This is a genomic window from Streptomyces angustmyceticus, from assembly GCF_019933235.1.
Lineage (GTDB): Bacteria > Actinomycetota > Actinomycetes > Streptomycetales > Streptomycetaceae > Streptomyces > Streptomyces angustmyceticus.
The window spans coordinates 2927681-2944624 of record NZ_CP082945.1 but is presented as its reverse complement, the minus strand read 5'-3'; the positions used below and the strand labels follow the sequence as shown (position 1 = coordinate 2944624).

Genomic DNA, 16944 nt, shown 5'->3' with positions numbered 1-16944 from the left:
CGGAGGGGCTGGACCACACATGCTGCGATCTTCCGGGATGCGCATCCCTTATCCGCCTGCACTGCGCAATCTGGTCTACCGGCTGTATGCGCGCAGAGTGGAGGGTCGCCTGGATCACACCCAGGTGCCCAAGCACATCGGCGTCATCCTGGACGGCAACCGGCGCTGGGCGCGGGCCGACGGGCGGACGACCGAGCAGGGCCACCAGGCCGGCGCGGCCAAGATCAGTGAGCTGCTCGGCTGGTGCGAGGAGACCGACGTCGAGGTGGTCACGCTCTGGCTGCTGTCGACGGACAACCTCGACCGGCCCGAGCAGGAGCTGAAGCCGCTGCTCGGCATCATCGAGAACACCGTCCGCGATCTCGCGGCCGACGGCCGCTGGCGGGTGCACCACGTCGGCAACCGCGACCTGCTGCCGACCGCCACCCAGCAGGTGCTCAAGGAGTCCGAGCAGGCCACCCGCGACAACACCGGCGTTCTGGTGAACGTCGCGATCGGCTACGGCGGCCGGCAGGAGATCGCCGACGCGGTGCGCTCGCTGCTGCTGGCCCACGCCGAGCGCGGCACCTCCTTCGAGGAACTCGCCGAGATCGTCGACATCGACCTGATCTCCGAGCACCTCTACACCCGCGGCCAGCCGGACCCGGACCTGGTGATCCGGACCAGCGGCGAGCAGCGGCTGTCGGGCTTCATGCTGTGGCAGAGCGCCCATTCGGAGTACTACTTCTGCGAAGTTTTCTGGCCGGCGTTCCGGAAGGTCGACTTCCTGCGCGCCCTGCGCGACTACGCGGCACGGCACCGGCGCTACGGCTTCTAGAAGGCGCCCGGGACCCTCCCCGGCGTTACGCCGGGCGAGTTACTCACGCCCAGTGAGCCCGTTACATCCCTGAAGTTCCCGACGCCCCCCGTGTTACGGGGCGTCACCAGGCCCCGTCGGCGCCATGTGCCGCTGACGGGGCCTCTTCTGACGCGGCCTCCCCTCCCGTACCACTGGTGAGCGGCCGCCGCCCGGCGAGCAGGCGTCACCCAAGGTTCATCGCCTGTGCGTCATATGCCGGGGCATGGCTACGCAGGTTCGAGGGAATATCCCTTCCAGGTCGGCGTCCGGAACAAGCCATCGGGCGCCGGATCTCAGCGGACGGCATGGGGCCGTCCGCCCGGGAGGCCCTTTGCACATCTCGGAGGTCCGTGCGCACCGCACGGTCGACGCGGAGGGCCGGCGTTCGGCCCGCGCATTGTGGCCCGAGCCCGGTCCGGTCAGGAGATGGCCGGGTGTCCCGGGGACGCCGTCCAGCGGTTGCTGGAGCGACACCGCCCCCGGGAGCACACCGCCCCGCGACGCCGTCGCACCCCAACCTCATCCGAGGGGGTTCGTCCATCCGTGGTGAACATCAAGCAGCGCCGTGAGCACGACCGGCGCACTTATGTCCTCGACACCAGTGTCCTGCTGGCGGATCCAGGAGCCATGGCCCGCTTCGACGAGCACGAGGTCGTGCTGCCGGTCGTGGTGGTCACGGAACTGGAGGCCAAAAGGCACCACCCCGAGCTCGGCTACTTCGCCCGGCAGGCGCTGCGCCTGCTGGACGAGTACCGGGTGCAGTTCGGGCGGCTGGACTCGCCCATCCCCATCGGGGATCTCGGCGGGACACTGAGGGTCGAGCTGAACCACTCCGACCCCGGAATACTTCCCGCGGGCTTCCGGCTCGGCGACAACGACTCGCGGATCCTCGCCGTGGCGCGCAACCTGCAGGCCGAGGGGTACGACGTCACGGTCGTCTCCAAGGACCTGCCGCTGCGCATCAAGGCGTCCTCGGTCGGGCTGCTGGCCGAGGAGTACCGCGCCGAGCTGGCGATCACCGACTCCGGCTGGACGGGGATGGCCGAGCTGACCGTCTCCGCCGAACAGATCGATGACCTCTTCGCCGCCGAGACCGCCCATGTCCCGGAAATCGCCGAACTTCCGGTGCATACCGGACTTGTGCTGCAGTCCGAGCGCGGCAAGGCGCTCGGCCGGGTCACCGCCGAGGGCGCGGTCCGGCTGGTGCGCGGCGACCGGGAGGCGTTCGGCATCCACGGCCGCAGCGCCGAACAGCGGATCGCGCTGGACCTGCTGCTCGACCCGGACGTCGGCATCGTCTCGATGGGCGGCCGGGCCGGTACGGGCAAGTCGGCGCTGGCGCTGTGCGCCGGGCTGGAGGCCGTATTGGAGCGCCGGCAGCACCGCAAGGTGATGGTGTTCCGCCCGCTGTACGCCGTCGGCGGACAGGAGCTGGGCTACCTGCCGGGCAGCGAGGCGGAGAAGATGAGCCCCTGGGCGCAGGCCGTCTTCGACACGCTGTCCGCGGTGACCAGCAAGGACGTCATCGAAGAGGTGGTGGGGCGCGGAATGTTGGAGGTGCTGCCGTTGACCCACATCCGCGGGCGGTCGCTGCACGACGCGTTCGTCATCGTGGACGAGGCCCAGTCGCTGGAGCGAAATGTCCTTTTGACGGTTCTGTCCCGTATCGGCGCCAACTCCCGGGTCGTACTGACCCACGACGTCGCCCAGCGCGACAACCTGCGGGTGGGGCGGTACGACGGTGTGGTCGCGGTGGTGGAGAAGCTGAAGGGTCATCCGCTGTTCGCCCACGTCACGCTGAACCGCTCGGAGCGTTCGCCGATCGCGGCACTGGTGACCGAATTGCTGGAGGACGGCCGGATCTGACCGGTTGTGAACACGGCGCCGCCCGGCGAAGCGAAGGAGCTTAGCCGGGCGGCGCAGTGCTGCGAGTGGATATCCGAAAATAGTTTGCCGTAAACGGGGTGTGAGCTTTCACACCCAGCGGGGAATTGCCTCGCGGCATCTCGTTCGGGCAGAGTCTGGGTCCTGTCAGGCCCCGCATACGGCATCAAGCACCCCCAGCGGTGTGTAGAACCAACGAACTTCATAGCGAATCGCCGTATGCCGCCCGAGCACCACGCGGACCCCGAGGGGGACGTACCGGGCCAGTGCCTCCCGTGGCCAGCCGGACCCGCCCGCTCAACAGGGCCCGGAACAAGGGGAGACCAGCGTCAGGGGCACGATTGCGCCCGCGAGGTCACCTATGCGGGCGATGCTGGAAGGAAAACGTGTGAGCCGGATCTCGGTCCGGGGATTCGCCGTGGCATCCGCCACCGCGGTCACCACCGTCGGCGCCGTAGTCGGCGTCGCTGCAGGCAACGAGCCCGCCTCGGTCGGCAACACCGAGGCCACCGCTGCCGACGCGACGATCGCCGACATCCCCGCGGGCGCACAGGCCCAGGTGCAGACGGCTTCCCTGACGCAGCAGGCGGACGACCAGTCCACCCAGGCGGACACGGCAGCGCTGAAGTCCGCTCAGGAGTCGGCCCGCAAGGCTGCCGCTGAGACCGCGCAGAGCAAGAAGGACGCGGCGGACGAGGCGAAGGCCAAGAAGGAAGCCGACGCGCGCAAGAAGAAGGAGCTGGCGGCGTCCCGCTCCTCCACGCGCGGCGACCTGGGCGACCTCCTCGGCAAGGGCTCGTACTCGGTCTCCGAGACACAGGCCATCGCCCGGCAGATGATGGCCGGCGACCAGTTCCAGTGCTTCAGCAACATCGTGGACCACGAGTCCGGCTGGAACTACAAGGCCACCAACGCCGGCTCGGGCGCCTACGGCCTCGTCCAGGCGCTGCCCGGCTCCAAGATGTCCTCGGCGGGCTCCGACTGGCAGACCAACCCGGCCACCCAGATCAAGTGGGGGCTCAACTACATGAACGACCGCTACGGCAGCCCCTGCGGCGCCTGGTCGTTCTGGCAGGCCAACAGCTGGTACTAGGCCCGTCGGCCGCACCACCGCACTTCCGAAACCCCCGAACGCGGCAGCGTCGGGGGTTTCGTGCGTCCGGCGCAGGTAACGTCGTCCCCGGCAGGTTGTAGGCGCATGGGAGGGGAAGAGGAAGGCACATGTCCAGATTGCCTCAGTGGGTCGGTGGCCTCGGCGCCGGTCTGACGCGACTCTCGCAGCGGCTGGAGGAACAGCGCCGCCGCGCGGAGGGCGCGGTGGGGGTCCCCCCTGAAGGGAGCCCCGTGGGCTCGCCGGGGGAGGCGGGCGACCCGGAAACGCTGAGGCGTGCCGGACATGCGGACGCCTCCGCGGCCGCCGGCGCGGTGGACGACGCGACGGCGCGCGACGGCGCGGCGGGCACGCTCACCGTTCCCCGTACCCAGCTGCCGGAAGCGACCGACGGGGTGCCGCACCCCGCGACCGAGCTCGTCGCACCCTCCCCGCACGCCGTCCCGCCCGCGCCGGAGACCGTTCCTCCGCCGCCCTCCTACGCCCCGGCCGTCGCGGCCCGCCCCGAGCCGGTCGACGCGGTGCCGTGGGGCGTCCGGGTCGCCGCCGAGGCGAGCTGGCGGCTGCTGATCCTGGCGGCCACGCTCTGGGTGCTCGCGCGCGTCATCACCACCATCGAACTGGTGGTGCTGGCCTTCGTCGCGGCGACGCTGATCACCGCGCTGCTGCAGCCCACGGTGGCCTGGCTGCGCCAGCGGGGGCTGCCGCGCGGACCGGCCACGGCGCTGACCTTCATCGGCGGGTTCGTCATCATGGGCCTGGTCGGCTGGTTCGTCGTCTGGCAGGTCCAGGACAACATCGACTCGGTCTCCAGCCGGATCCAGGAGGGCATCACCGAGCTCAAGGGCTGGCTGCTGAAGAGCCCGTTCCATGTGACCGAGTCTCAGATCAACCACATCGCCAAGAACCTGCAGGACGCCGTCGGCGCCAACACCGAGGCCATCACCTCGGCCGGCCTGGAGGGCGTCACCGTCGTCCTGGAGGTCTTCACCGGCATCCTGCTGGCGATGTTCACCACGCTCTTCCTGCTCTACGACGGCCGGCGGATCTGGAACTGGCTGCTGAGGCTGGTCCCGAGCGCGGCCCGCGGGGGAGTCGCGGGCGCCGGGCCGCGGGCCTGGCGGACGCTGACGGCGTATGTGCGCGGCACCGTCGTGGTGGCCCTGATCGACGCGATCTTCATCGGTATCGGGCTCTACTTCCTCAATGTGCCGCTGGCCGTGCCGCTCGCCGTCTTCATCTTCCTGTTCGCCTTCATCCCGCTGGTCGGCGCGGTGGTCTCGGGCGCGCTGGCGTGTGTCATCGCGCTGGTCGCCAACGGAGTGTTCACGGCGCTGATGGTGCTGGCGGTCGTGCTGGCCGTCCAGCAGATCGAGGGGCACGTCCTGCAGCCGTTCATCCTCGGCCGGGCGGTGCGGGTGCATCCGCTCGCGGTGATCCTGTCGGTCGCGGCCGGCGGGCTGATCGCGGGCATCGGCGGCGCGGTGGTCGCGGTGCCGCTGGTGGCGGTCACCAACACGGTGGTCGGCTATCTGCGTTCGTACTCCACGGAACAGGCGCTGCGGATGTCGGTGGCCCCCCGCGGTGCCACCGCGATCTCGGTGGCACCGACCCCGCCCCCGACCCCGCGCCCGACGGAGCAACCCCCGGCGTGACCCGGCCGGGTGCCGGACGCACAGAACCCCGCAGACGTGAGGTCTGCGGGGTTCTTGCCTGCGGGTCTCGCGCGCGGTCCGATTACTCGGCGAGCGCGGCCTCGGCGTCCAGGGTGGCGCCGACGGCCTGCAGGACGGACGCGATCTTGACGGCCTCCTGGATCGTCTCGCGGTCCACACCGGCCTTGCGGAGCACCTGCTCGTGCGAGTCCAGGCACATACCGCAGCCGTTGATGGCCGAGACGGCCAGCGACCACAGCTCGAAGTCGACCTTGTCCACGCCCGGGTTGCCGATGACGTTCATCCGCAGACCGGCGCGCAGGTTGCCGTACTCCGGGTCCGACAGCAGGTGCCGGGTCCGGTAGAAGACGTTGTTCATCGCCATGATGGCGGCGGCCGACTTGGCGGCGGCGTACGCCTCGGCGGAGAGGTTGGCCTTCGCCTCCGGCTCCAGCTCGCGCAGCACCTTCGGCGAGCGCGAGGCGATCGCGCAGGCCAGCACGGTGCCCCAGAGCTGCTGCTGCGGCAGGTCGCTGTTGCCGATGACCGAGCCGAGGTTCAGCTTGAGGTCCTTGGCGTAGTCCGGGACCGCGGACTTCAGTTCGTCGAGAGCCATGTCAGATCAGCCTCCAGTTCGCTAGCGGAGTGTCACTCGCCCGAGAGCAGCGCGACCGGGTCGAGGGTGTCGTCGCCCTTGGACCAGTTGCAGGGGCACAGCTCGTCGGTCTGCAGGGCGTCGAGGACCCGCAGGACCTCCTTGGGGTTACGGCCGACGGAGCCGGCGGTCACCATGGTGAACTGGATCTCGTTGTTCTGGTCGACGATGAAGACGGCGCGCTGCGCGAAGCCGTCCTCGCCCTCGATGCCCAGGTCGCGCATGAGCTCGTGCTTCGAGTCGGCGAGCATCGGGAAGGGCAGGTCGGTCAGGTCCGGGTGGTCCTTGCGCCAGGCGTGGTGCACGAACTCGGAGTCGCCGGAGAAGCCGAGGATCTGGGCGTCACGGTCGGCGAACTCGTCGTTCAGCTTGCCGAACGCGGCGATCTCGGTCGGGCACACGAAGGTGAAGTCCTTGGGCCACGCGAAGACGATCTTCCACTTGCCCTCGTAGGTCTTGTGGTTGATCTGCTCGAACTCCGCGCCCTTCTCCAGCGAGACGCAGGCGGTCAGGTCGAACTCGGGGAACTTGTCACCGACAGTGAGCACGTACTCTCCTTGTTGTGCAGAAATTCCCTTTTGGGGTCTTTCCTTGAGGCTTGGACGGGTCTCACAGTGCCACAGGAGGCATTGATCAGTGAAATAGCTAGACTGGTTGATGTTGATCGGAGGTGGTTATCAGTGGCTTCACCGGCAAGTCAGGGCGGCCGGCCCCGCCAGCCCAGCCTGGCCCAGCTGCGGGCGTTCGCGGCGGTGGCCGAGCATCTGCATTTCCGCGAGGCGGCGGCCGAGATCGGGATGAGCCAGCCCGCGCTGTCCGGGGCGGTCTCCGCGCTGGAGGAGACGCTCGGAGTGCAGCTGCTGGAGCGTACGACGCGCAAGGTGCTGCTGTCGCCCGCGGGGGAGCGGGTGGCCGCGCGCGCCCGGACGGTCCTGGAGGCCGTCGGCGATCTGATGGAGGAGGCGGAGGCGGCCCGCGCGCCGTTCACGGGCGTGCTGCGGCTCGGCGTCATCCCGACCGTCGCCCCGTATCTGCTGCCGGCCGTCCTGCGGCTGGTCCACGAGACCTACCCCGACCTGGACCTCCAGGTGCACGAGGAGCAGACCGCCTCCCTCCTGGAGGGGCTGGCCCACGGGCGCCTCGACCTGCTGCTGCTCGCCGTGCCCCTCGGCGTCCCCCAGGTCACCGAACTCCCGCTCTTCGAGGAGGACTTCGTCCTGGTCGCCCCCAAGGAGCACTGGCTCGGCGGCCGCGGCGACATCCCCCGCCAGGCCCTCCAGGAGTTGGACCTGCTGCTGCTCGACGAGGGCCACTGCCTGCGCGACCAGGCCCTGGACATCTGCCGGGAGGCCGGCCGGGACGAGAACACCCCCGTCACCACCAGCGCGGCGGGCCTGTCCACCCTGGTCCAACTGGTCGCCGGCGGCCTCGGGGTGACCTTGCTGCCCCGCACCGCGCTGCGCGTCGAGACCGGCCGCAACGACCAGCTCACCACCGGCTACTTCGCCGACCCGGCACCCTCGCGGACTATCGCCCTCGCCATGCGGTCGGGCGCCGCCCGCCAGGGCGAGTTCGAGGAGTTCGCGGCAGCGCTGCGCGGGGCCCTGCGGGGGCTGCCGGTGCGGATAGCGGAGGGGTGAGGGTCAGGGGCGGGCGACGTCGAGGATCGCCGCGACGTCGAGGGTGATCTCGGCGCCGAGGGACTCCGGGAGCGTGAGCTGCTGGCCGGGAGCGTGGACGCGGTGGCAGCGGTACTCGTTGGCGAACGGGTCGGTCAGGACGTGGACGCGGTCCTTCTTGCGGTCGATGACCACGTAGACCGGGATCTTGGCGATCGCGTAGGCGGCGACCTTCTTCTTGAGGTCGGTGGCGTAGTTGGAAGACGTCACTTCCAGCACCATGCGGAAGACGGCCGGGTCGTAGCAGTTGTCCGAGAGGAGGTGGTCACGGTAGTCGGCGTCGACGACGGCGAGGTCGGGAACGGCGTAGTCCTCGGGGCCGTCGGGCAGCCATACGCCCATGGCCTGCGCCACTCGGGTCTCCGCGCCATGAGCCGGAGCGAACGCAAAGGTGAGGTCGGTCAGCGAATCGGCGTGTGGGCCGTCGGCCGGCGGCGTCACGGTGAGCTCTCCCCCGATGATCTCGATGCGGTAGCCGGGAAGCTTCTCGGCGAGCCGCTCTGCTTCCCGCAGCAGCGCGGACTTGCCGTCATGAGGGTGCTCGACTGCTGCGGCAGACATGACGTGCCTCCAGATGGCGTGTATCGAGACCATCATCGTAGGCAGAGGCGTAGGTGTCCGTCTCGTCCGAACGCGTTCACCCGTTCGTGGCGCCTCCCCGCGGAGCGGGCGCCGGATGACCGCTCCGTGGGGTCGTGAGGAGGCCGCCGAGTTCAGGCCGTGGTTTCCCGCGTATACGTCAGGAACGCCGCGCCGCTCTGGAGGACCGTGTGTTCGGTCAGTTCCCAGGTGCGGGGGTCGAAGGCGGTGGTGCGGGCGAAGAGCGGGATGCCGCTGCCGAGGGTGAGCGGGCTGAGCTTGACGATCAGCTGGTCGATCTCCGGGTAGAGCGCGCCGGCCAGTTCGCTGCCGCCCAGCAGCCAGATGTCCTTGCCGTCCGCGTCCTTCAGCTCCCGCGCCTTCGCCACCGGGTCGGTGGCCACCAGCTCCACCGCCGGGTCGGGGCTCTCCGTCATGGTCCGGGAGAAGACCAGGTGCCGCAGGTGGGGGTAGGCGTCGGTGAGGCCGGCCCGCAGGCCGATCTCATACGTGCGCCGGCCCTCCAGGACGGTGTCGAAGCGGGTGCCCTCGTCGGTGATGCCGAGCGCCGCCCTGGCGGGGGCGGGGAGGATCTCCGGGAGTTCGGCGGCCAGATGCTTGAGGTAGTCGTCGGCGATCGGCCAGAAGCCGTCCGGGCCGGTGGGGTCCGCACCGTCGGGGCCGGCGAGGAAGCCGTCGAGGCTGGAGGCGATGCAGTAGACGAGCCGGCGCATGAAGGGTCCCCCTGGGGCAGTTGATGGGCACTGCGGTGGCGGAATGATCTCGCAGATTCACTCCGTGCGCAGCCCGTCCGGGCGCATCATCCGCCACAGCGGCGGCAGGCTCAGCAGCGTCACGAGGAGGATCACGCCGCCGCCGACGCCGGCCGTCCCGGCCACCACCGGCCAGTCGACCGTCACCGCGCTGTCGATCATCGTCAGCAGCAGCGCGCCCAGCGCCAGCCCGCAGGCCAGCGCCAGGCCCAGGCCGAGCGCCACCGGCAGGGCGGTCTGCCACAGCACCGACCAGCCCAGGGTGGCGCGGCGGGTGCCGTACGCGTCGAGGGTGGACAGCAGCCTGCGGCGTTCGTGGAGCTGCTCGACGGTGGAGATGATCAGGCCCGAGCCGATCAGCAGCAGGGTGAGGGCGGCGCCGGCGAACAGGCCCTGGCGGACGCTGGTGTACTGCGCGTCGTGCGGGTTGTCGACGGCGGAGTACTCGGCCATCGCCGGGCTGATGCGGGCCGCGGTGTTGCGGATGTGCTCCACGGCGTCCGGGGTGCCGCGGTCGAAGTCGACCTTGAACTCCATGGTGGGCCGGTCGAGCCGTCCGACGTCGAGCGCGGAGGGGGTGGCCAGCAGGTCGTACGGGATCCGGTCGGGGCTGCGGCCGTGGTCGAGGAGCCGGGCGCCGCGGGCCGCGGCGGGGATTGTCCAGGGGCGCGGGTCCTGCGGATCGTGCGCGGTGAGCGCGGGGTTGAGGTCGATCCTCGTCCCGGGAGCGAGGGCGCGGTCGCGGCCGGCGGCATCGGTGAGGAAGACCTCGCCGTCCCGGCAGGAGTCCAGCCGGGCCACCGTGCGCAGCGCGGCGCAGCTGCCGACGGCGAGCGTCGAGGGCCTCGCGGCGGACGCGGGGCGCCCGGCGTCCGCCAGCCGGCCGACGTTCGCGTCGATCGTGCCGCGGACCGCCGTCACCCCGGGGGTGGCGCGCAGCGCATCGAGCGCCCGCTGGGTCCGCGGCCAGCTGTCGGCGTTGCCCCACAGGCCGATCCGCGGGACCTTCCCGGACTTCGCGTACGCCTGGGCGTATCCGGCCTGCATACCGGTCATGAGCATATGGATCGCGATCGCGCCGGCCACCGCGACGGTGATGGCGCCGACCGCGCGGGTGGCCGGGCCGCTGTTCCACTGCAGGCGGCGGACGGCGAGCTGCCAGGGGACCGGGCCGCCGTGCAGCCGGCCGACGACCGCGTCCACCAGCCAGGGCAGCAGGGCGGTGACGCCGAGCAGCAGCGACATCGCGCCGGCCGCGAGGGCGGCGGTGTGCAACGGGGTGTCGTGCCACGGCCGTTCCCGGGCCAGTGGCACCAGCAGCAGGACGCCCACGGCGGGCAGCGCGACCCGCCACCACAGCCGGCGGCGGAGCGCGGGCCGGTCGCGGACGATGCCCAGCGGCTCGACGGTGACGCCGCGCTGGGCGACGAGCGTCACCACCACGGCCGCCGTCGGGACGAGCACGGCGATCAGCGCGGCGGCGAGGGGCGACGGGGCCACGTCCGAGGGGAAGACGTTGACGTCCCACAGCGTGATGGCCGCGGCGCACTGCCGGCCGGCCAGGAACAGCGCACCGCCCCCCGCCAGCCCCAGCAGCGCACCGAACAGCGCCTCGCCGGAGGCGATCCGGCGGGTGGTGCGGACATCGGCGCCGACCAGCCGGAGCGCGGACAGCCGGCGTTCGCGGCGCTCGTTGCCGAACCGCACGGAGGTGCCGATGAAGACCAGTACGGGCGTCATCAGGGTCACGCACGTCATGACCACGAGGAGCGCGACGGGCGCCCGTGCCGGCGGCGGGTGCCAGCCGGTGCCGAAGTGGTCGACGCGGTCGCCGTCGGCCGCGGAGAGCGTGTTGGTCCGGGCGACGTAGGCGAGTTCCCGCGGGCCGAGCAGACCGGCGTCGCCGATCACGCCGGCGACCGGGTAGTCCAGCCGGTCGCGCAGCAGCGCGCCGCGGGGGGAGTCCAGCAGTTCCTTGAGCGCCGGGGAGACCAGCATCCTTCCGGGCCCGGGGAGTTGGCGGATACCGGGCGGCACGGGCGGATGCGCGCCGTCCGGGCGCACCAGGCGGCCGCGGATCGGCGTACCGCGGAAGGTGGTGTCGACGGAGGCTTGCAGCAGGGTGCGGTCGGAGGGCGGCGGCGGGTGGAGCCGGCCCGGGCTCTCGCGGGCCTCCTCCCGGCCGTGCCGGGCGTCCAGCAGGGGCGGCACGGAGGAGCAGAGCAGCAGGACGGCCACGCCCAGGGCGACGCCGGTGGCGGTCAGCGCGGTACGGATCCAGCCCTCGCGGCCGCCGCCGGCCGCGAACCGCATCCCCATCACGAGGTCCCGGGCCCAGGCCCGGGGGCCGGTGGGCGCGGACGGACCAGGGGCGGCGGACGGGCCAGGGGACGTGGCCGGCCCCCGCGAGGCGGCCGGGGCCGTCGGGCGGTCGCCGCCGGCGGGGTGGGTGCCGGTGTGCGGGCGCGGGCGGCTCACAGCAGGCCCGCCTGCATGTCCTTCACCCTGCCGTCGCGGACCACGACCTCGCGGTCCGAGTAGGCCGCGACCCGGGCCTCGTGGGTTACCAGGACGACCGCGGCGTTGGTGTCCCGGGCGGCGTCGGTCAGCAGGGTCAGGACGCGTTCGCCGTTGAGCGAGTCCAGGGCGCCGGTGGGCTCGTCGGCGAAGACGACCCGCGGCCGGGTGACGAGGGCGCGGGCGACGGCGATCCGCTGGCCCTGGCCGCCGGATATCTCCCCGGGCCGCCGGCCGCGCACCGTGTCGGCCTCCAGCCGCTCCAGCCACTCGTGGGCCCGGCGTTCGGCTTCCTTGCGCTTGGTGCCGTTCAGCCGCAGCGGCAGCGCGACGTTCTCCAGCGCGGTCAACTCCGGCACCAGCCGGCCGAATTGGAAGACGAAGCCGAAGTCGGTGCGGCGCAGGGCGCTGCGCCGGGCGTCGCTCAGCCCGGTCAGGGAGTGCGGGCCGTAGCGGACGGTGCCGGAGTCCGGGGGGATGATCCCGGCGAGGCAGTGCAGCAGGGTGGATTTGCCGGAGCCGGAGGGGCCCATGACGGCGACGACCTCACCGGGGTGGACGGAGAACTCGACGTCGTCGAGCGCCGTGGTCCGACCGTAGGTCTTGCACAGCCCTTCCGCCGCGAGCAGGGAGCCCTCCGGCGTCACGGGCGGACCGCTTCGGCCAGCTTGCCGAGCCGCGCGGCGGTCAGCTCCAGCCACCGCAGATCGGCTTCGAGGTGGAAGAGCGCGTGGTCGCAGATCAGCTGGTCGGCGAGGTCGCCGGTGCGCTTGCGCTCGGTCAGTCCGCGCATCAGCCGCAGGTGCTCGGTGCGCTGGCTGTCCAGCAGTTCGGCGGCGTCGCGGTCGGTCAGCAGGGCCAGGACGATCTTGGTGTAGAGCGTCGACTGGAGGTACGGCTCGGGCTTCTCCGGGCGGGCCAGCCACTGGGCGACATCGGTGATCCCGGCGTCCGTGATCGCGTACCGCTTGCGCTCGGGACCGGCGCCGGGCTCCACGGCGTCCACCTCGACCAGGCCGTTCTTCAGCAGCCGGGACATCGTGGAGTAGACCTGCCCGTAGTGCAGCGGACGGTCCTGCCCGAAGTGCTGGTCGAAGGCCCGCTTGAGGTCGTAGCCATGGCGGGGGCCGGACTCCAGAAGACCCAGCAGCGTATGACCGATTGACATGCCGGTCACTCTACTCGGGGGTGTACCGGTGGTGTATACGCGCCCGGTATAGCGGGGGCCGCGTACGGCACGGGCCCGGCCGCCGCGGTCACCGGCACGGAGGCGGCACCCGGCCGGCCGGGACCGCGCCGCCTACTCGTTCCCCGGTTCCTTCGGCGGCCGCCCCCGCCGTGGGATCGCCCCCGCACCGCGGGGCAGCCGGCCCGCGTCGGACAGGGCCTTGCGGAGCAGGAACTCGATCTGCGCGTTGGCGCTGCGCAGTTCGTCGTCGGCCCAGCGTGCCAGCGCGTCATGGATCAACGGGTCCAGCCGCAGCAGCACCTGCTTGCGCCGCTGCGGCCGTCGCGCGGGGGCCCGCCCGCTCTCGGCGTCGGGCCCCTCCGGGGTGCCGGCGCTCATGCCGGGGCCCCGCTGCGCCCGGACCCGGGCGCGCGCCTCGTCACGGTGTGCCCGCTCACTGGTAGAGGGAGCCCGTGTTCAGGACCGGCTGGGCGGCCCGGTCGCCGCACAGCACCACCATCAGATTGCTCACCATGGCCGCCTTCCGTTCCTCGTCCAGCTCGACGATGCCCTGCTCGCTGATCCGGTCCAGCGCCTGCTCGACCATGCCGACCGCGCCCTCGACGATCTGCTGGCGGGCCGCGACGACCGCGCCGGCCTGCTGCCGCTGCAGCATCGCGGAGGCGATCTCGGGAGCGTAGGCGAGGTGGCTGAAGCGGGACTCGATGATCCGGACGCCGGCGGCCTGGACCCGCGCGGTCAGCTCCAGGGCGAGCTTCTCGGTGATCTCCTCGGCGTTGCCGCGCAGCGACAGGGCGTCCTCGTCGTGCGCGTCATAGGGGTACTCGATGGCGATGTGCCGGACGGCGGCCTCGGTCTGGGTGGCGACGAACTCCAGGAAGTCGTCGACCTCGAAGAGCGCCTGAGCGGTGTCCTCGACCTGCCAGACCACGATCGAGGCCAGCTCGATCGGGTTGCCGTAGGCGTCGTTGACCTTGAGGACCGCGGTCTCGTGGTTGCGCACCCGGGTGGAGATCTTCCGGGCGGTGGTCAGCGGGTTCACCCAGCGCAGTCCGTCGGTGCGGATGGTGCCGACGTAGCGTCCGAAGAGCTGGATGACCCGGGCCTCGCCGGGCGCGACCATCTTCACGCCGGTCATGCAGAAGAACGAGCCGATCAGCAGCGCGACGCCGCCGATGATCATCGGCACGCCGGCCGCCTTGTCGCCGCCGTCGCCGAGCACCCCGCCGCCGATGATCAGGGCGATGCCCAGCGCCACGCCGAGCACGGTCAGCAGCAGGGCGAGGCCGCCCGCAATGCTGTGCGCCGGGGTCTCGCGGACCTGCGGGCGGGGCATCTGGGGGGCGTCGACGGCGAGGTCCTCGCCGGGCCCCGCGGAGCGGTCGGCCGGAGTCTGATCGGACATGGAATCCCCGTTTCTCCCTGTACGGCACGTGATGTCTGCCGCAGTGGATGATGTCACTGGCCTAGCAAGGTGATATCACTTTAAGCCCTGGCGCAGCGGGCTGTCCAGTGCCCGTACGAGGCTCCGCCGGCGGAAAGATCCCAGGTGGGGGCGCGGCGACGCAGAACACCCACCCCTTGGTTCCGCACGGCCGGGTGCTGTTTGTCACGTCGGGAAAAGCCTTGATCGATGAGTATTTGTTGACAGATGCGGTGTTAGCTTCAACAGCTGAGTTAGCTGGGGGCGGAACGACTGGAGTTGCTGAAGCGATGGGCCGAGCGGACGCGAGACGGGCGCGGCAGGGGAGTGCCCGCCGGGCCAAACAGAAGGACGGGAAGTCCGGCATACGCCGTTTCTTCACCTGGAAGAAGCTCCTCGGGGCCTTCCTCGGGGTGTGCCTGCTGGGCATCCTCGGCTTCATCGGCCTGTATCTGTACGTCGACATCCCCAAGGGGAACAACGACGCCAAGCTGCAGAGCAACGTCTACAAGTACGCCGACGGCAAGGTCATGGCGCGCACCGGTCTGCGCAACCGGGAGAACGTCCCGCTCAGCCGGATACCCAAGGACGTGCAGCGCACCTTCGTCGCCGCGGAGAACAAGACCTTCTACGACGACTCCGGCGTCGACCTCAAGGGCACCCTGCGCGGCATCCTGAACACCCTGCGGGGCCAGGGCAAGCAGGGTGGTTCGACGATCACCCAGCAGTACGTCAAGAACTACTACCTGAGCCAGGAGCAGACGGTTTCCCGCAAGCTCCAGGAGATCGTCATCTCGCTCAAGGTGGACAACAAGTACAGCAAGGACAACATCCTCGCCGGGTACATCAACACCAGCTACTACGGCCGCGGCGCCTACGGCATCCAGGCCGCCGCCCAGGCCTACTACGGCGTGGACGTCGAGAAGCTCACCGTCTCGCAGGGCGCCTACCTGGCCTCGCTGCTCCAGGCGCCGAACCAGTACGACTGGACCCTGGCGACCGACGCCGGCAAGGAGCGGGTCAAGCAGCGCTGGGCCTACACCCTCGACAACATGGTCGAGATGAAGTGGCTCTCTCCGGAGGAGCGCCGCAAGCAGACCTTCCAGAGGCCGAAGGACCCCAAGCCGCTGAGCGGTGTCAGCAGCCAGACCAACTACCTGGTCGAGCAGGCCAAGCAGGAGCTCTTCGCCCAGGGCGTCGACGAGAAGCAGTTCGCGGCCGGCGGCTGGACGGTCACCCTCGGCATCGACAAGAACAAGCAGAAGGCGCTGGAGCGGGCCGTCAAGCGCAAGCTGCTGGCCGACCTCGACCCCAAGAAGCGCAAGGTCGACGCGGACGCCCAGCTCGGCGCCACCTCGGTGGACCCCAGGACCGGGCACATCGTGGCGATGTACGGCGGCGAGGGCCCGCCCAAGCACTACCGGAACAACGCCACGCGCACCGACTACCAGGCCGCCTCCACCTTCAAGCCGCTGATCCTGGCCTCCGCGATGGAGAACAACGCGGTCACCCAGGACAGCGTCCCGATCACCCCGAACACGGTCTACGACGGCCGTAACCGCCGTCCGGTCGTCGGCGGCACCATCCCCTTCGCGCCGCCCAACGAGGACGAGCAGGAGTACGGGAAGATCAGCGTCCAGACGGCGACCAACAACTCCGTCAACGCGGTCTTCGCGCAGATGGGCGCGGACGTCGGCCTGGACAAGGTCAAGCAGACGGCGGTCAGCCTCGGCATGGCGGACACGATGGACGTCAAGCCCGCCATGACCCTGGGCACCATGGGCGCCAGCCCGCTCCAGATGGCCGGGGCCTACGCCACCCTCGACAACCACGGCAAGAAGGTCACCCCGACGCTGGTCACCCAGGCCACGCACAGCGTCAACGGCGCCGAGACCAAGGTCCCGCTGAAGGACCCGATCGGCGACCAGGTGCTCAGCCGCAGGACCGCCGACACCGTCACCTCCGTCCTGACGGGCGTGGTCAACGACGGCACCGCCTCGCAGGCCGTGAAGAACACCGCCTACAAGGCGGCGGGCAAGACCGGCACCTCCGACGACGACAAGTCGGCGTGGTTCGTGGGCTACACGCCCAAGCTGGTCACCGCCGTCGGCATGTTCGGCGAGTCCCCCCAGGGCGGCCGGCAGGTCACCCTCAAGAACGCCGGCGGCGACGGCCGCGTCAACGGCGGCGGCTACCCGGCCCGGGTGTGGGCGGACTACACCGAGGCGGCGCTGAACGGCAACACCGGCGCGGACTTCGACCTGGAGACCGACATGGGTGCCGGGGTCCCGCCGACCATCACCCCGACGCCGAGCGAGTCGACGTCGCCCAGCCCGACCCCGTCGAAGACGCCGAGCGGTTCGCCGTCGCCGACCCCGTCGAAGCCGAGCGGCAGCCCCTCGCAGTCCCAGAGCGGCCGGCCCAGCCCGCCCGGCCCGTCCGACTCCAGCTCCGGCCCGCCGAACGGCGGCGCGGACGGCGGTGCCGGCGGCGGCAACGGCGGCCCGGCCGGCGGCGACGGCGGCACCGGCGACGGCGGGAACCGCACCGACAGCCTGCCCGGCTTCGACTGACGCACCCCGCACCGCGGCCCCCGCCTCGCACGAGGCGGGGGCCGCGGTGCGGTACGGAGCGGTGCCGC

At 71.1% G+C, this 16944-nt stretch carries 15 protein-coding genes; 6 read left to right on the top strand and 9 right to left on the bottom strand.

The window, feature by feature from the left end; genetic code table 11:
- Positions 1-37 precede the first annotated feature (37 nt).
- The 4 genes from K7396_RS13225 (at position 38) to K7396_RS13210 (ending at position 5488) form a co-directional block, all read left to right on the top strand.
- Positions 38-817, top strand: a complete 780-nt coding sequence (locus K7396_RS13225) for an isoprenyl transferase (protein ID WP_086721476.1) — start codon at positions 38-40, stop codon at positions 815-817.
- Positions 818-1381: 564 nt separating this feature from the next.
- On the top strand, positions 1382-2704 hold the full coding sequence (locus K7396_RS13220) for a PhoH family protein (protein WP_086721477.1): 1323 nt from the start codon (positions 1382-1384) through the stop codon (positions 2702-2704).
- Between the two features lie 406 nt (positions 2705-3110).
- On the top strand, positions 3111-3815 hold the full coding sequence (locus tag K7396_RS13215) for an aggregation-promoting factor C-terminal-like domain-containing protein (RefSeq protein ID WP_086721478.1): 705 nt from the start codon (positions 3111-3113) through the stop codon (positions 3813-3815).
- Between the two features lie 128 nt (positions 3816-3943).
- On the top strand, positions 3944-5488 hold the full coding sequence (locus K7396_RS13210; protein WP_152104548.1) for an AI-2E family transporter: 1545 nt from the start codon (positions 3944-3946) through the stop codon (positions 5486-5488).
- An 82-nt stretch (positions 5489-5570) separates the two neighbouring features.
- On the opposite strand, the gene K7396_RS13205 is transcribed toward K7396_RS13210, so the two are convergent.
- Both K7396_RS13205 and K7396_RS13200 read right to left on the bottom strand, forming a co-directional pair.
- Positions 5571-6104 carry an alkyl hydroperoxide reductase gene (locus K7396_RS13205; RefSeq protein ID WP_086718421.1) on the bottom strand — a complete coding sequence of 178 codons (534 nt, stop codon included), beginning with the start codon at positions 6102-6104 and terminating at the stop codon, positions 5571-5573.
- Positions 6105-6136: 32 nt separating this feature from the next.
- Positions 6137-6691: a peroxiredoxin gene (locus K7396_RS13200; protein ID WP_086718420.1), complete on the bottom strand. Its 555-nt coding sequence runs from the start codon at positions 6689-6691 to the stop codon at positions 6137-6139.
- 132 nt (positions 6692-6823) lie between these two features.
- On the opposite strand from K7396_RS13200, the gene K7396_RS13195 reads away from it, so the two are divergent.
- The gene (locus K7396_RS13195; RefSeq protein WP_086718419.1) at positions 6824-7783 is read left to right on the top strand and encodes a LysR substrate-binding domain-containing protein; all 960 of its coding nucleotides are present in this window, start codon (positions 6824-6826) and stop codon (positions 7781-7783) included.
- 3 nt (positions 7784-7786) lie between these two features.
- Here K7396_RS13195 and K7396_RS13190 read toward each other — a convergent pair whose 3' ends face one another.
- The 7 genes from K7396_RS13190 to K7396_RS13160 all read right to left on the bottom strand — a co-directional run bounded on the left by K7396_RS13190 (position 7787) and on the right by K7396_RS13160 (position 14285).
- The gene (locus K7396_RS13190) at positions 7787-8383 is read right to left on the bottom strand and encodes a Uma2 family endonuclease (RefSeq protein ID WP_086718418.1); all 597 of its coding nucleotides are present in this window, start codon (positions 8381-8383) and stop codon (positions 7787-7789) included.
- A 152-nt stretch (positions 8384-8535) separates the two neighbouring features.
- On the bottom strand, positions 8536-9135 hold the full coding sequence (locus K7396_RS13185) for a dihydrofolate reductase family protein (protein WP_086718417.1): 600 nt from the start codon (positions 9133-9135) through the stop codon (positions 8536-8538).
- 57 nt (positions 9136-9192) lie between these two features.
- Positions 9193-11493, bottom strand: a complete 2301-nt coding sequence (locus K7396_RS13180; protein ID WP_086718422.1) for an FtsX-like permease family protein — start codon at positions 11491-11493, stop codon at positions 9193-9195.
- Positions 11494-11648: 155 nt separating this feature from the next.
- Positions 11649-12338, bottom strand: coding sequence for an ABC transporter ATP-binding protein (locus K7396_RS13175; RefSeq protein ID WP_086718416.1), 690 nt, complete (start codon positions 12336-12338; stop codon positions 11649-11651).
- Entirely contained in the window at positions 12335-12859 is a 525-nt protein-coding gene (locus tag K7396_RS13170) for a PadR family transcriptional regulator (protein ID WP_086718415.1), read from the bottom strand. The genes K7396_RS13175 and K7396_RS13170 overlap by 4 nt, the downstream gene beginning before the upstream one ends.
- Positions 12860-12991: 132 nt before the next feature.
- Positions 12992-13258 carry a hypothetical protein gene (locus K7396_RS13165; RefSeq protein WP_086718414.1) on the bottom strand — a complete coding sequence of 89 codons (267 nt, stop codon included), beginning with the start codon at positions 13256-13258 and terminating at the stop codon, positions 12992-12994.
- A 55-nt stretch (positions 13259-13313) separates the two neighbouring features.
- On the bottom strand, positions 13314-14285 hold the full coding sequence (locus K7396_RS13160; protein WP_086718413.1) for an SPFH domain-containing protein: 972 nt from the start codon (positions 14283-14285) through the stop codon (positions 13314-13316).
- Between the two features lie 308 nt (positions 14286-14593).
- Between K7396_RS13160 and K7396_RS13155 the strand changes: the two genes are divergently transcribed.
- Positions 14594-16876, top strand: a complete 2283-nt coding sequence (locus K7396_RS13155; RefSeq protein ID WP_086718412.1) for a transglycosylase domain-containing protein — start codon at positions 14594-14596, stop codon at positions 16874-16876.
- Positions 16877-16944 lie beyond the last annotated feature (68 nt).